This window comes from uncultured Oscillibacter sp. (assembly GCF_950073225.1).
Taxonomy (GTDB): domain Bacteria; phylum Bacillota; class Clostridia; order Oscillospirales; family Oscillospiraceae; genus Oscillibacter.
The window spans coordinates 50,044-64,183 of record NZ_CATMPS010000016.1; the positions used below are offsets into that span (position 1 = coordinate 50,044).

General features: G+C 63.2%; 16 protein-coding genes. 4 read left to right on the plus strand and 12 right to left on the minus strand.

What is annotated here, in order from left to right; all coding sequences use genetic code 11:
* From purD to Q1M04_RS09500, 12 genes are all read right to left on the minus strand, one after another.
* Positions 1-1,278, minus strand: coding sequence for a phosphoribosylamine--glycine ligase (purD, locus tag Q1M04_RS09445; protein ID WP_293280623.1), 1,278 nt, complete (start codon positions 1,276-1,278; stop codon positions 1-3).
* An 11-nt stretch (positions 1,279-1,289) separates the two neighbouring features.
* Positions 1,290-2,468, minus strand: a complete 1,179-nt coding sequence (locus tag Q1M04_RS09450) for a phosphoribosylaminoimidazolecarboxamide formyltransferase (protein ID WP_297999850.1) — start codon at positions 2,466-2,468, stop codon at positions 1,290-1,292.
* A 34-nt stretch (positions 2,469-2,502) separates the two neighbouring features.
* Positions 2,503-3,612: a DUF2185 domain-containing protein gene (locus Q1M04_RS09455; protein ID WP_297999853.1), complete on the minus strand. Its 1,110-nt coding sequence runs from the start codon at positions 3,610-3,612 to the stop codon at positions 2,503-2,505.
* Positions 3,613-3,631: 19 nt separating this feature from the next.
* On the minus strand, positions 3,632-4,231 hold the full coding sequence (gene purN / locus Q1M04_RS09460) for a phosphoribosylglycinamide formyltransferase (RefSeq protein WP_293280626.1): 600 nt from the start codon (positions 4,229-4,231) through the stop codon (positions 3,632-3,634).
* Positions 4,228-5,280 carry a phosphoribosylformylglycinamidine cyclo-ligase gene (gene purM / locus Q1M04_RS09465; RefSeq protein WP_300345917.1) on the minus strand — a complete coding sequence of 351 codons (1,053 nt, stop codon included), beginning with the start codon at positions 5,278-5,280 and terminating at the stop codon, positions 4,228-4,230. Before purM ends, purN begins: the two co-directional genes overlap by 4 nt.
* A gap of 103 nt (positions 5,281-5,383) precedes the next feature.
* Complete coding sequence (locus tag Q1M04_RS09470) at positions 5,384-6,808, minus strand: amidophosphoribosyltransferase (protein ID WP_297999774.1); 1,425 nt, start codon at positions 6,806-6,808, stop codon at positions 5,384-5,386.
* An 11-nt stretch (positions 6,809-6,819) separates the two neighbouring features.
* Positions 6,820-6,960 (minus strand): hypothetical protein, encoded by a 141-nt coding sequence (locus tag Q1M04_RS09475; RefSeq protein ID WP_204789137.1) that lies wholly within the window; start codon positions 6,958-6,960, stop codon positions 6,820-6,822.
* The gene (gene purC / locus Q1M04_RS09480; protein ID WP_297999772.1) at positions 6,961-7,674 is read right to left on the minus strand and encodes a phosphoribosylaminoimidazolesuccinocarboxamide synthase; all 714 of its coding nucleotides are present in this window, start codon (positions 7,672-7,674) and stop codon (positions 6,961-6,963) included. It lies immediately after the preceding gene.
* Positions 7,675-7,719: 45 nt separating this feature from the next.
* Positions 7,720-8,208, minus strand: coding sequence for a 5-(carboxyamino)imidazole ribonucleotide mutase (purE, locus tag Q1M04_RS09485; RefSeq protein ID WP_297999769.1), 489 nt, complete (start codon positions 8,206-8,208; stop codon positions 7,720-7,722).
* A gap of 26 nt (positions 8,209-8,234) precedes the next feature.
* Entirely contained in the window at positions 8,235-8,960 is a 726-nt protein-coding gene (locus Q1M04_RS09490) for a GntR family transcriptional regulator (RefSeq protein WP_297999768.1), read from the minus strand.
* A 212-nt stretch (positions 8,961-9,172) separates the two neighbouring features.
* Positions 9,173-10,255: a G5 and 3D domain-containing protein gene (locus tag Q1M04_RS09495; protein ID WP_297999766.1), complete on the minus strand. Its 1,083-nt coding sequence runs from the start codon at positions 10,253-10,255 to the stop codon at positions 9,173-9,175.
* A 382-nt stretch (positions 10,256-10,637) separates the two neighbouring features.
* On the minus strand, positions 10,638-10,880 hold the full coding sequence (locus Q1M04_RS09500) for a helix-turn-helix domain-containing protein (RefSeq protein ID WP_297301247.1): 243 nt from the start codon (positions 10,878-10,880) through the stop codon (positions 10,638-10,640).
* Between the two features lie 133 nt (positions 10,881-11,013).
* On the opposite strand from Q1M04_RS09500, the gene Q1M04_RS09505 reads away from it, so the two are divergent.
* The 4 genes from Q1M04_RS09505 to Q1M04_RS09520 all read left to right on the plus strand — a co-directional run bounded on the left by Q1M04_RS09505 (position 11,014) and on the right by Q1M04_RS09520 (position 13,724).
* Complete coding sequence (locus Q1M04_RS09505; RefSeq protein ID WP_300345918.1) at positions 11,014-11,187, plus strand: hypothetical protein; 174 nt, start codon at positions 11,014-11,016, stop codon at positions 11,185-11,187.
* Positions 11,188-11,311: 124 nt separating this feature from the next.
* Positions 11,312-12,304, plus strand: coding sequence for a tRNA dihydrouridine synthase DusB (dusB, locus tag Q1M04_RS09510; RefSeq protein WP_297293635.1), 993 nt, complete (start codon positions 11,312-11,314; stop codon positions 12,302-12,304).
* On the plus strand, positions 12,301-12,909 hold the full coding sequence (locus Q1M04_RS09515; RefSeq protein ID WP_297999763.1) for an RNA polymerase sigma factor: 609 nt from the start codon (positions 12,301-12,303) through the stop codon (positions 12,907-12,909). The genes dusB and Q1M04_RS09515 overlap by 4 nt, the downstream gene beginning before the upstream one ends.
* Positions 12,906-13,724 carry an anti-sigma factor gene (locus Q1M04_RS09520; RefSeq protein ID WP_297293637.1) on the plus strand — a complete coding sequence of 273 codons (819 nt, stop codon included), beginning with the start codon at positions 12,906-12,908 and terminating at the stop codon, positions 13,722-13,724. Before Q1M04_RS09515 ends, Q1M04_RS09520 begins: the two co-directional genes overlap by 4 nt.
* The last annotated feature ends 416 nt before the right edge of the window (positions 13,725-14,140 follow it).

Consider the following 14,140-nt stretch of genomic DNA (forward strand, 5'->3'; position numbering starts at 1 on the left):
TCAGCCCTCCAGGGCCCGGAGGGCCCGCCGTCCGATGTCGTGCCGCAGGTATTTCCCCTCGAACCCGATGCGATTCGCGGCGGCGTAGGCGTCCTTCAAAGCGGCTTCCAGGGTGTCCCCGGCGGCGGTGACGCCCAGAACCCGGCCGCCGCTGGTCACCAGCTTCCCGCCGGACAGCTGGTCTCCGGCGTGGTAGACGGTGACGTTTTCGGGGAGGTCCTCCGGGATGGAGAGCTCCTTCCCCTTTTCATAGCTGCCGGGATAGCCGCCGGAGGCCAGAATGACGCAGGCGGCGGCGCCGCCGTGCCACTCGACCGTCAGGTCCCCCAGGGTTTCGTTCTCCACGGCCTGCATGACCGTCAGCAGATCCGTTTTCAGCAGGGGGAGGACCACCTGGGTCTCCGGGTCGCCGAAGCGGCAGTTGTATTCGATGACCTTGGGCCCGTCGGGGGTCATCATCAGCCCAAAATACAAACAGCCCTTGAAGGGACAGCCCTCCGCCCGCATGGCGGCCAGGGTGGGGAGGAAAATCTTCTCCATGCACTCCGCCGCCGTCTCCGGCGTGTAGCAGGGGTTTGGGGCCACGGTGCCCATGCCGCCGGTGTTCAGGCCCGTGTCGCCGTCCCCGGCCCGCTTGTGGTCCATGGAGGAGACCATGGGGGCGATGGCGGTTCCGTCGGTGAAGGCCAGAACGCTGACCTCCGGGCCCGTCAGGAACTCCTCAATGACAATTTCGTTGCCGGAGTCGCCGAAGGCCTTGTCCTCCATAATGGACTTCACGGCGGCCTCCGCCTCCTGGAGATTCTGGGGGATCAGCACGCCCTTGCCCAGGGCCAGGCCGTCGGCCTTGACCACGATGGGGAAGGAGGCGGTTTTCAAATAGGCCAGGGCCTTGGCGGGATCATCGAAGACCTCATACCGGGCGGTGGGGATGCCGTATTTCTTCATCAGGTTCTTGGAAAAGACCTTGCTGGCCTCGATACGGGCGGCCTTGGCCTCGGGGCCGAAGCAGGGGATTCCCGCCTCGTGGAGCCGGTCCACGCAGCCCAGGGCCAGGGGGTCGTCCGGGGCCACCACGGCGAAATCGATGGCATGGGACTTGGCGAAGCGCACGATTTGCTCGACGTCCTTGGCCCCGATCTCCGGGACGCACACCGCGTCGGCGGAGATGCCGCCGTTGCCGGGGAGGGCGTAGATGGTTTCTGCCTGGGGATTTTCCTTTAATTTCTTTATGATCGCGTGTTCGCGGCCTCCGCCGCCGACGACGAGTAAGTTCATGGAAAGCCTCCTCAATGGTGGAATAAGCGCATTCCGGTGAAGCACATGGTCATGCCGTATTTGTCGGCGGTCTGGATGACATGGTCGTCCCGGATGCTGCCGCCGGGCTGGACAATGTACTCCACGCCGCTCTTCCGGGCCCGCTCCACGTTGTCCCCGAAGGGGAAGAACGCGTCGGAGCCGCAGGTGACGCCGCTCTGCCTGGCGATCCAGGCCTTTTTCTCCGCCGCCGTCAGGGGCTGGGGGCGCTCTTGGAAGACCCGCTGCCATTCACCGTCCGCCAGCAGGTCCTCCCACTCGTCGGAGAGGTATACGTCGATGGCGTTGTCCCGGTCCGGGCGGCGGATGTTTTCCAAAAAGGGCAGGGCCAGGACCTGGGGGTGCTGGCGGAGCCACCAGTTGTCCGCTTTGGCGCCCGCCAGGCGGGTGCAGTGGATGCGGCTCTGCTGGCCCGCGCCCACGCCGATGGCCTGTCCGTCCTTCACGTAGCAGACGGAGTTGGACTGGGTGTATTTCAGGGTGATGAGGGCCACCATCATATCCGTCTTCACCGCGTCGGGGAGGACGTGGCTTTTCGTGACAATGCCGCTCAGCAGGGAAGCGTCGATTTTATATTCGTTCCGGCCCTGCTGGAAGGTGACGCCGAAAACGTCCTTGTACTCCTGGGGGGCGGGGGTGTAATCCGGGTCGATTTGGACCACGTTGTAGCCGCCCTTTTTCTTACATTTCAGAATCTCCAGGGCCTCGGCGGTGTAGCCGGGGGCGATGATGCCGTCGGAGACCTCGGCCTTGAGGTACTGGGCCGTGGCGGCGTCGCACACGTCGGAAAGGGCCGCCCAGTCGCCGTAGGAGCACAGCCGGTCCGCCCCCCGGGCCCGGATGTAGGCGCAGGCAATGGGGCTCAGGTCCGCGCCGGGGTCCACGAAGTAAAGCTTCCGGTCCGTCTCGCTGAGGGGCAGGCCCACGGCGGCCCCGGCGGGGGAGACGTGCTTGAAGCTGGCGGCGGAGGGAAGGCCGGCGGCCTGCTTCAGCTCCCGGGCCAGCTGCCAGGAGTTCAGGGCGTCCAGGAAGTTGATATAGCCGGGCTTGCCGTTCAGGACGGTGAGGGGCAGGTCCCCGCCGTCCTTCATGAAGATGCGGGAGGGCTTCTGGTTGGGGTTGCAGCCGTATTTCAGTTCCAGCTCGTTCATGGTCCGCGCTCCTTTGTATGTGTATTGATGGTGGTCAGTCCTCTGTCAGCTCAAAGGGCTCCGGGCGGAATTTCCCGTTCTCCCGGACGAAGGCGCTCCGGCAGGGGGCGGTCAGCAGGGGGATGATCTCCGGGTCCAGGTTGCAGGCGGTGTTCAGGTCGTAGATTCCCGTGTGGCTGATGTCGGCGATATAGTCCTCGCTCTCGTCGCCGGAGAAGAAGCGCCAGCCGCTGTCGGGGAAGCTGGTTTCCGGTTCCTCCCGGTAGCACCAGCCCACCGGACAGCCGTCCACGGCGATGCGGTCCGTGACAAAGCAGCCGTTGGGCCCCTCCCAGTTAGGAAGATACAGCTTCATCTCCGAGGGCCAGAGGCGGTACTCCTTTTCCCGCCTGGGCGTGTACCAGAAGCCGCTGTCCCAGGCGGCGTCGTTGGCCAGCAGCGTCCGCACCAGATCCATCCACAGCCGCTGGGCTTTCTGGAGATCCGGCAGGGCGGTCCCCTGGCGGAAGTCCCAATACAGCGCGCCGCAGACCAGGCTGGCGGCGTACTCCTCCCAGCTGTGGAAGGCCTGGGCCTGGACGATCTGCTCTTCGGCCAGCTCGTCGAACTCCTCCCGGGTCAAAAGGCCGCAGGCCAGCGCCGCCCGGAGGTGGCCCGTCCGCTCGCTGATGTCCCAGGCCAGATAGCCCAGATGGCCCATCAGGGGATAGAACTGGGCGGAGAAGTCCCGCATCCGGATGAAGAATCCGGCGGAGTCAGGCTTTAAGGAGGCCAGGTCAAAGAGGGGACGGCCTTCCCAGACGGCCTCAAAGTCCAGGTAGTGGTCCTGGCAGTGGAACTGCCGGTCGCAGAAAGCCAGGAGGCTCTGCTTGTCCGTGATGCCGAAGACGGATTTCAGGTGATTCCGGCAGAGGGCGGCGCCGGCGTCCGTGGCGCAGAGGGGCAGGGTGGTGAAGCAGTCCGCCCCGTTACCCTCCGGGAGGCCCGGAGTCTTCCGAAGGGAGGGAACGCCCGCAAGCAGGGCGATAAAAGCGTCCCGCTCACAGGGCCTGCGCTCCCGCCGGGAGCGGGACAGCAGGGGCTGAATGTCCCGGGCCAGGGGGCCGTCCTGGGGGTGGAAATCGTGAAGCTGAGAGCGTTCCATTGTAAAACCTTCCTTTCCGTCAGCGGGCCAGGCCCTGGGCGACAAGCTCCGCCGCCTGGGGCAGCAGCACCCACTCCGCTTGTTCCATCACCCGGCGCTGGAGGACCTCCGGCGTGTCGCCGGGGAGCACCTCCACCGCCTTTTGCAGGAGGATGCGTCCTCCGTCGGGAATTTCATTGACCAGGTGCACCGTGGCTCCGGTGACCTTCACGCCCTTATGAAGGGCCGCCTCGTGGACCCGCAGGCCGTACATCCCCTTGCCGCAGAAGGAGGGGATCAGGGCGGGGTGGACATTCAAAATGCGCTCCGGCCAGCGCCCCACAAACTCCGGCGAGAGGATGGAGAGGAAGCCCGCCAGGACGATCATGTCCGCCCGGTACGCGGTGAGCTTTTCCGTGAGCCCCGCCTCAAATTCCTCCTGTGTGCGTCCCTTCCGGGGGACGGCGAAGCCGGGCACGCCGTGGTTTTTCGCCCGCTCCAGGGCATAGGCTCCGGCGGCGCTGGAGAGAACCAGCACGATTTCCCCATGGGGAATTCTGCCCGCCTCCTGGGCGTTTAAAAGGGCCTCCAGATTCGTTCCGCCGCCGGAGACCAGGACGGCGATTCTCGCCTTGCTCATGCGTTGTCAAGCGTTACGCCGCCGGAGTCCTTCGACACGCAGCCAACGCAGACGGCGTCCGGCTCTCCCGCCGCCGCCAAAAGCTCCAAAGCCTTCTCCGCCTGTTCCGGGGGTACCGCCAGCACCATGCCAAGGCCCATGTTGAAGGTGTTGTACATGTCGTGGTCCGTGATCTCTCCCCGCTTTTGGATCAGGTCGAAAATGGGCTGCCTGGGAATGGCGCTTGGCACAATCCGCGCGCCCAGCCCCTTGGGCAGCATCCGGGGCACGTTTTCAAAGAAGCCGCCGCCGGTGATGTGGCTGGCTCCGCGGAGGCCGATTCCCCCGTCCAGCAGGGCCTGGACGGCCTTGACATAGATTTTTGTGGGGGCCAGCAGAACCTCGCCCAAGGATTTGCCATCCAGCTCGTCCATGGGGGCTTTCAGGTCGGTGCGCTCGATGTCGAAAACCTTCCGCACCAGGGAAAAGCCGTTGGAGTGAATGCCGGAGGAGGTCAGGCCGATGAGGGCGTCCCCTTCCCGGACCCGGCTTCCGTCGATGATTTTGGGCTTGTCCACCATGCCCACGGCGAAGCCCGCGACGTCATAGTCGTTGGGGTCCATGACGCCGGGGTGCTCGGCGGTCTCGCCGCCAATCAGGGCGCAGCCGGATTGGACGCAGCCCTCCGCCACGCCGGAGACGATGGAGGCGACTTTCTCCGCCTCGTTTTTGCCGATGGCGATATAGTCCAGGAAGAAGAGGGGCCGGGCGCCGCAGCAGATGATGTCGTTGACGCACATGGCCACGCAGTCGATGCCGATGGTGTCGTGCTTGTCCAGCAGCTGGGCCAGGCGCAGCTTGGTGCCCACGCCGTCGGTGCCGGAGACCAGGACGGGCTCCGTCATGCCGGAGAAATCCGGGGCGAAGAGGCCGCCGAAGCCGCCGATGCCGGAGACGGCCCCCGGGATTTTGGTGCGCTCCACAAAGGGCTTCATCAGCCGCACGCCCTCGTACCCGGCGGTGATGTCCACCCCGGCGGCGGCGTATGCGGCGGAATGGGAGTTTTCCATGGTTGAACCTCCTTGTATGAGCCGCCGCCTCCGGCGGCCCGTTTATGGGGAAGAAAGGATTTGCGGAGGACGGGACGCCGGGGGCGCCGGTCTCCGCGGATTGTCATTCCTTCCCCGTCCAGCAGTACGTACAGATTTTGTCCCTGTCGATGCCGATGGCCTCTAAAAGACCGTCCAGGGATTGATAGCCCAGGGAGTCGAAGCCCATCTCCTTGCAGATGGTTTGGAGCATACACCGCCCCCGCTCCGTGGAGGCGTCGGCGTACTCCGCCAGGTGCTCCTGTCCCGCGTCCCCCTCCAGGGCCTGGACGGTCTTCCGGCTGAGAAGCTCCATGTCGGAATTGCTCCGGGAGAAGTTCAGGTACTTGCAGCCGTACATGATGGGGGGACAGGCGGAGCGCATGTGAACCTCCTCCGCGCCGGATTCATAGAGAAATTCCACCGTCTCCCGGAGCTGGGTGCCCCGGACGATGGAGTCGTCCACGAAGAGGAGCTTCTTGCCCTTGATGAGCTCCGGGACGGGGATCTGCTTCATCTTGGCCACCTGGTTCCGCACATCCTGGCTCTCGGGCATGAAGGACCGGGGCCAGGTGGGGGTGTACTTCACGAAGGGCCGGGCGAAGGGCTTGCCGCTGCGGTTGGCGAAGCCGATGGCGTGGGGGACGCCGGAGTCCGGGACCCCCGCCACGTAGTCCACCTTCGGGAGCTGGCCCCGCTGGACCTCGTCCCGGGCCATGATCTCGCCGTTGCGGTAGCGCATGACCTCCACATTCATCCCCTCGTAGCAGGAATTGGGATAGCCGTAGTAGGTCCAGAGAAAGGCGCAGATGCGCATGTCCTTCCCCGCGGGGGAGAGGGTCTCCCAGCCTTCGGGGGTAATTTTCACAATCTCCTGGGGGCCCAGCTCATAGGCGTCCTGATAGCCCAGCTTGTGGTAGGCGAAGGACTCGAAGGAGACGCAGCAGCCCTCCCCGCTCTGGCCGATGAGCACCGGCAGGCGGCCCAGGCGGTCCCGGGCGGCGTAGATGCCCTCGGTTGTGAGGATGAGGATGGTCATGGAGCCCTCGATCTGCTCCTGGGCGTAACGGATGCCGGTGACCAGGTCGTCCTTCTGGTTGATGAGGGAGGCCACCAGCTCCGTGGCGTTGACCTTGCCGGAGCTCATGGCCATGAACTGGTGGCCGTGGTCGGAGAAGTAGCGGTCCACCAGGGCCTCGGCGTTCTGGATGATGCCCACGGTGGAGATGGCGTACAGCCCCAGGTGGGAGCGCATCAGCAGGGGCTGGGGGTCCGTGTCGCTGATGCAGCCGATGCCGGAGCAGCCCCGGAATCCGGCCAGATCCTTCTCGAACTTGGTGCGGAAGGGGGTGTTCTCAATGTTGTGGATTTGCCGGTGAAAGCCGGTTCGGTCCCCGTCATAGACGGCCATGCCGCCCCGGCGGGTGCCCAGGTGGGAGTGGTAGTCCGTGCCGAAGAACACGTCCAGCACCACGTCCCGTTTTGAAATCGCGCCAAAAAATCCGCCCATTCGCAGCCTCCTTATTTTTTACGCTTGCGCAGGAATATCCAAAGTACAGCCCCCAGCGCCGCCGCGGCCAGGAGCGCTAAGGCGGCGATCCCGGCGGGGGTGGTGGAGACAAAAATCGCGGTGGGGCCGTCCGGCCCCCCGATGATACCCACTTACAGCGCCTCGTTCATCCGGCGCATGACCTCGGTGTAGGCGTCCTCCACACCGCCAAGATCCCGGCGGAAGCGGTCCTTGTCCAGCTTTTCATGGGTCTTGGAGTCCCAGAGGCGGCAGGTGTCGGGGCTGATCTCGTCCGCCAGGACGATGGTTCCGTCGTCCAAACGGCCGAATTCCAGCTTGAAGTCCACCAGGGTCACGCCGCAGGAGGCCCAGAAGTCCTTGAGGAAGTCGTTGACCTGGAAGGCGTAGCGCTTGATGGTTTCGATTTCCTCTTTTGTGGCCAGCTTCAGGGCCAGGGCGTGGTACTCGTTCAGCAGGGGGTCCCCCAAATCGTCGTTTTTATAGGAGAACTCGATGGTGGGCGCGTCGAAGACGATGCCCTCCTCCACGCCGTAGCGCTTGGCGAAGGACCCGGCGGAGATGTTGCGGATAATGACCTCCAGGGGGACGATGGAGACTTTTTTGACCACGGTTTCCCGCTGGCTGAGCTCCTCCACGAAGTGGGTGGGGACCCCGGCCTTTTCAAGCCTTGCCATGAAGCGGTTGGTCATTTGGTTGTTGATGACGCCTTTGCCCGCGATGGTGCCTTTTTTCAGGCCGTTGAAGGCGGTGGCGTCGTCCTTGTAGTCCACGATGTACAGGTTCGGGTCGTCGGTTTTGAAGACCTTCTTGGCCTTTCCCTCGTAGAGCTGCTCCAGCTTTTGCATGTCGAATTCCTCCGTCAAGTAAGATAGAAATTGATTGAGAACGGGTCAGATTTCCGTCTGTAAGGCGGCGTCCTTTTCCTCGATTTGAGCGGCCATGTCCCGGCGGGCGGCGTCCAGCCAGGCGGCGAGGTTTTTGTCCTCCACCGCCAGAATCTGGGCGGCCAGGACGGCGGCGTTCTTGGCCCCGTTCAGGGCCACGGTGGCCACGGGGACGCCGCTGGGCATCTGCACGGTGGCTAATAAAGCGTCCAGCCCGTCCAGGGCGCCCCCCTTCATGGGGATGCCGATGACGGGCAGGGTGGTGTTGGCGGCCACGGCCCCCGCAAGATGGGCGGCCATGCCGGCGGCGCAGATGATGACGCCGAAGCCGTTCTTCCGGGCGTAGGAGGCGAACTCCGCCACCTGGGCGGGACTGCGGTGGGCGCTCATAATATGGGCCTCGTAGGGGATGCCGAAGGCGTCCAGCTGGGCGCAGGCGGACCGGACCACCGGCCAGTCGGAATCGGAACCCATGAGCACAGCTACTTTTTTCATGGTGAAGTCTCCCTTCAAATTGCAAATTACAGTTTCTTTCGCAGAACCGTGTGGCGGAAAATGCCGTCGGCGAAGTATTCGGCGGAGCAGAACACCGGCTTGCCGTCGATGTCGAAGTCCACCTCTTCCATATACAGCAGGGGCGCGCCCAGGGGAACCTGGAGAACCTCCGCCAGCTTCTCGTCCGCCGGGACGGCCCGGAGGTCCGTCAAATCCAGGTAGGGGAAAATGCCGCAGGAGCGCTGGAGGAAGTGGAAGATGGGGGGCTTTAAGTCCTCTTCCGTGTAGTCCTCCCGGATGAGGGCCTTTTCAATGACGTCCTCGCAGTAAATGGCGGGGCGGCCGTCGGCGGTGCAGAGGCGGGAGACCCGGAGCATGGGGGTCCCCTCCGGAAGCTGGAGCTGGGCGGCGGTTTTTTCGTCCGCCGGCTCCTCCCAGGAGCGGATGGAGGCCACCGCCGGGGTAAAGCCGTTTTGCCGGATCATGTCCAGGAACTCCACCTCGATGTCCATCCGGGTGTGTACGTCCAGCACATGGCGGTTGATGACGGTGCCCACGCCGTGGCGGCGGGTGATGAAGCCCTCCCGCTCCAGGGAGGCCAGAATGTCCCGCAGCTGGGTGCGGCTGATGCCCAGCTTCACGCAGAGAACGCTCTCCCGGGGCAGACGCTCCTGCTGGGCGTACTCGCCGGTACGCATGGCGGCCAGAAGCTGGGCGCGGATGGCCTTGGTATGGGATGTGTGAGTGTTCATTCCATGCACCTCGATATCATGAAGATTCCGGGAAGGAGTCCGGACCTCCGGCGGAATAGGTCATACCTATTGTATCTGTTTCCGGGCCGGACCGCAATTGACAAAATTGACAGTTCCCAGAAAAATTCCGCCCCCGGCTTGGGATGGTTTCGCAAAAAGGTTCGGGAAAGAGAGAGGGCTCCCGGCTTTTCGCCGGGAGCCTCCTGAAAAAGTTACTCCAGAATATAGACGGTGCAGGAGCGGCGGCCGAATTGGATGCACTCCTCATAGGTGTCGTAGTAGAGGTCTATCTTGCTGCCCTTGACGCCGGTATCCTCGGCCACGGCCAGGCCGTAAACCACGTTTCCGCCGGCAACGATATACATCCGGGTGCCCAGGGGGATGACGCTCTTGTCCACGGCCACGGAGCCTACGTGGACGGCGGTGCCGCTGGCGGTGCGGGTGCCCACGCCGCCGTGCCCCGTGGTGTAGGCCGTGGCGGTCATGGAGCGGACGCCGGAGTAATTCAGCACCGTGCCGTCCTTTAAGGTCAAGGTGCCGCTGCCGTCGGCGTTTTCGGAGACGTTGGCAATGCCTCCACCGGTTTCGCCGTGCTCCGCCAGGATGCCGTCCGGGTCCTGTTTGGCCTCGGAGGGCTTGGGCTTGGGCTTGGCGGTGCCGTACTCCACAATTTTGTCCACGGCGGTGGTGTCCAGCTCCTCCACAAACTGGCGGGAGAGCTGGGCTCCGTTGGACCAGACCACCTCGTAGACAGAGGAGCGCACGCCGTCGGCCCCCTCCTGGACCACCTTCTCCTCGCCCTCCAGCATGTCGGGGTTGGCGACCCGCTGGGTGGAGAAGGGGGCGGTCTCGGTAACGTAATCGTAATAGGTCAGCTCGGAGGCGACGTTTACCTCCACGCTGTTCTCCGACAGCTTCACGCCGATCATCTCCAGGGGGCTGGGGTAGATGTGGAGACGGCCCAGCAGGGAGGAGACGCTCTCCTTGTGGGACTGGACGGTGACGGCGGAGCCCTCATGCCGGACGGTGACGGTGGTGTCTTCCTGCAAGGTGATGTCGTAGCCCCGGCTGCCGTTGGAGACGTAGACCATTTGGGAAGAGAGGTCCGGGGCCTCCTTCTGCTGGGGGTCCAGGATGATGGCGGCCTCGTCCTCCGTCCCGGTGATGAGAAACAGGGAGTCGGCCCAGCCGGTGGCGGAAAGGCCGGTGACGGTGGCGACGAGCAGGCAGAACAGCAGCATGCCGCCGCGCCTGCACAGGCTGTATAATAGGCTTGGTCGTTGGTCGGTGTTCACTTGGATACCCTCCTATAAGGTAATTTCACGGCAGACTTTTGAAAAAGCCTTGGCCCCGGACCGCGCCCGGAAGGGGGCGGAGGAGCGCCGTGTCGGTCCCCGCGGGGGAGTATTGGGCGGCCGCCCCGTGCGAAAAGACGGCTTGTAACTTTTGTTACCAGTGGAAAACTGCGCTTAGTATACACCTCATCCCCACTTTTGTCAAGCCTTTTGGGCTCTGGGAGCATGATTATCCCCACTTTAGACCCGATTGGACAAGAATTGACGGGAAAAGATTCAGGAAAGGAACGGGAAAAGGTTACAAAACGGTAACGGAATAAGGGGCGGAATGGGATCGCCGGGGATGCGGCAAAGAAAAATGCCGCCGGAAACCGGCGGCGGATTAGTCCTCAAATAATTTTGTGACGGGGATGTCGAAGAGCTTGGCCATGCGGAACAGCAGAAGGAGGGATGGCGCGTGAATGCGCTTGCCGTTATTGGCCTCTAGCTGGCTGAGGAAGCTCCAACTGCACCCGAGCTGGTCGGCTAATTCATCCTGGGTCAGGCCGAGTTTCCGCCGATAATAGGCGATACGCAAGCCCAAAAGACGAAATTCCTCCCGGAATTCTTCCTTATTTCTATCCATAAACAGCCGTCACCCCCTCGACGCTATTATGATAGCATTTGAGGAAATTATTGGGAATGGGATAAAAACATTGAATTACATGTTAATAGCATGTATAATACCTTTATCTGGAAATTGCAAGGAGGTGATGGAATTGAGAAAGGCTTCGATCGAAATAGAGGACTACCTGTATGAATTCTATAAAAAGGTAGGAAGCGGCGCGGGCAGGACGGCGGAGCAGGTGATGCGCGATGTGCTGTTTCGCTTTGCGGGGGAGTCCTCGCTGGGCGCGATTGACAAACGGCAGAAACAGCGGCGGCAGGCTTGAGAAACGGGCGGGGGCGGCGGACAGCCGCTCCCGTCTTTTTGGAAAAACCCCGCCGTAGACATTTTTAAAAAATCATGCTATGATACGAGGGCAAAACAACTTCCGGAAGAGAGGAGCCCGGCTTATGAACATTGGAAACGTGTCCATCCCCTCGAAGCTGGCGCTGGCCCCCATGGCCGGCGTCACCGACGCGGCCTTCCGCCGGATCTGCGCGGAGCTGGGGGCGGGCTATACCTGCACGGAGCTGATCTCCTCCAAGGCCCTTTGCTATAAGGATAAGAAGACCTTTTCCCTTCTGCGGCAGTTTCCGGGGGAGCACCCCGCCGCCGTTCAGATCTTCGGCAGCGACCCGGTGTGCATGGCGGAGGCCGCCCAAATCGCCATGGAGTACACCGGGGCGGATATCCTGGATATCAACATGGGCTGCCCCATGGGGAAAATTGTCAACAACGGCGACGGCGCGGCCCTGATGAAGGACCCGGAGAAGGCGGGGCGCATTGTGGAGGCCGTGGTGAGGGCGCTTCCCTCCGTTCCGGTGACGGCGAAGTTTCGCCGGGGCTGGGACCTGGGAAGCTGCAACTGCGTGGAGTTCGCCCAGGTTCTGGAGGAGGCCGGAGCCTCCGCCGTGGCGGTCCATGGCCGGACCCGGGCCCAGGTCTACGGCGGGCAGGCGGACTGGAACTGCATCCGGGCCGTCAAAGAGGCCGTGGCGATTCCCGTCATCGCCAACGGGGACATCTGGAAGCCGGAGGACGCGGCCCGCATTTTACAGCACACCAAGGCGGACATGGCCATGATTGGCCGGGGGTGTTTTGGAAACCCGTGGCTCTTCCGGCAGGCCAAGGCCCTGCTGGAGGGCGAGCCCGTCCCGCCCCCGCCGCCCCTGGCGGAGCGGTGCGATTTGGCGGTGCGGCAGTTCGAGCTGGCGGCGGAGTATAAAGGAGAGCGGTTGGCCGTTCTGGAGGCCCGGCGGCATTACTGCTGGTATCTCAAGGGCGTGCCCTACGCCAATTATTATAAGGAGCAGATTGTCCAGATGAACACATTAGAAGATGTGTACCGGGTGACCCGGGGGATTAAGCGGGACCTGCGGGACGGACAGGGGGGGCGGCTATGACGGACTTGCGGGAACAAAGGTGGATCGCCGCCGCCCGGGAGGGGGACCAGGGGGCATTCGAGGAGCTGGTGAGGCTCTATGAAAAACGGGTCCTGGCCCTGACCCTGCGGATGTGCCGGAACCCGGAGGACGCCGCCGAGGCCGCCCAGGAGGCGTTTTTCGCGGCCTGGCAGGGACTGAAGAGCTTCCGGGGGGACAGCAGCTTTTCCACCTGGCTCTACCGGCTGGCCTCCAACGCCTGTGTGGACCTGCTCCGGCGGGAGGGGAAACGGCAGGCGGACGCATCCTTGGATGATGAGGATTTGAATCTGGATATTCCGGCTTCGATCCCGTCCCCCCAGGAGGAGGCGGAGCGCCGGGAGCTGCGGGAGCAGATCGAGGAGGGGCTCCGGGCGCTGCCGCCGGAATACCGGGCGGCGCTGGTGCTGCGGGAGATCCAGCAGCTGCGCTATGACGAGATTGGGAAGGCCCTGGAGCTGGACATCGGGACGGTAAAGTCCCGCATCAGCCGGGGGCGGAAAAAGCTGCGAAGTTTTTTGCTGGCGCGGGGGAACTTTTCTCCGCCGCCTCCGTCTAAAGAGACAGGAAAGGAGGGCCGTTCATGAAATACTGTGAGGAATACGCGGCCCTGTTGGACCTGTTTGTGGACGGAGAGCTGGCGCCGGAGGACATGAAACGGGTGGGGGATCACCTGACGGGGTGTCCCGGGTGCCAAGCTTATGTGGACGACGCGCTGGCCATCCGGGCGTGCTTCCCGGACGCGGAAGAGACGGTTGTGCCGGAGGGCTTTGCCGGCGGCGTGATGGAGCGGGTCCGGGAGGCGTCCGGCAGGGAGCGGAAAATTGTGGAGATGAAGCGGCGGGGAGTCCGGCGCTGGCTGGGCACGGCGGCGGCCCTGGCGGCTTGCTGCGCCCTGGTCGTCTTGGTGCGGACCGGCCCCGGCGGAGATACTGCCGCGCCTGCCGGGAACGCCGCCTGTGATATAACCGGCGTCATCGAAAGCGAAGGGGGGGGAATCGCCCCCCAGGCGGCTCCGGAACCAAAGGAAGACCCGTCGGAGGACATGCCGGAGGAAGCGGTCCGGGCGGCCCCCGCAGCGCGGTCGAAGGCGGCGGAGCTTTATAACGACGAAGTGACGCTGAAGGCGGCCCTGGCGGAAGCGGCCCCGGAGGCGGCGATGGACGATGAGCAATTCCACGTCTGCCCCCCCGCCTCGGAGAAGACGCTGTATCTGACCCGGGAAGAGGCGGGAGAACTGCTGGACGGATTCGCCCCAATATGGGAAAGCGCGGTGGAATGGCGTTATGAGCTGAATGGGGAAGAGTACAGGGCGCTGCTGGAAGCCCTGAACCGGCAGGAGGAACTGCCGGAGGAAGAGGAGGGGCCCTTCTTGGTAGTGGTGTCGGGGCCCTTGGAATAAAAACGATCGCCCACAGGCCGGTTTCTTTCGGGAAACCGGCCTGCTGCTTTGGGCGGAAGCGGACGGCGTTGTAAGAACTGCACAGAGGTCATACCGGGTTATAAGCGTTTCGCCGGTATTTTACAAAAAAGGAGAAAAAAAGTCAAAAACCGCTTGACAAACAAGGAGGGGCGTGGTAATCTAACAAAGCTGTCTGACACGGCGGCTGGGGCGCAAGGGTTTGCGGTTCGGACTTGAAAAGTTTCCGAAAAAAAACACTTGACAAACCGGAAACGGCGTGATAGAATAACAAAGCTAAATTCTAAAACGTGAGGCCCGGCGGCAGGCACGAAACGAGATGAAAAAAATCTCAAAAAAGTGCTTGACAAACGGAGATGAACGTGCTAGAATAGCAAACGTTCCGCCGATGAGGCGTG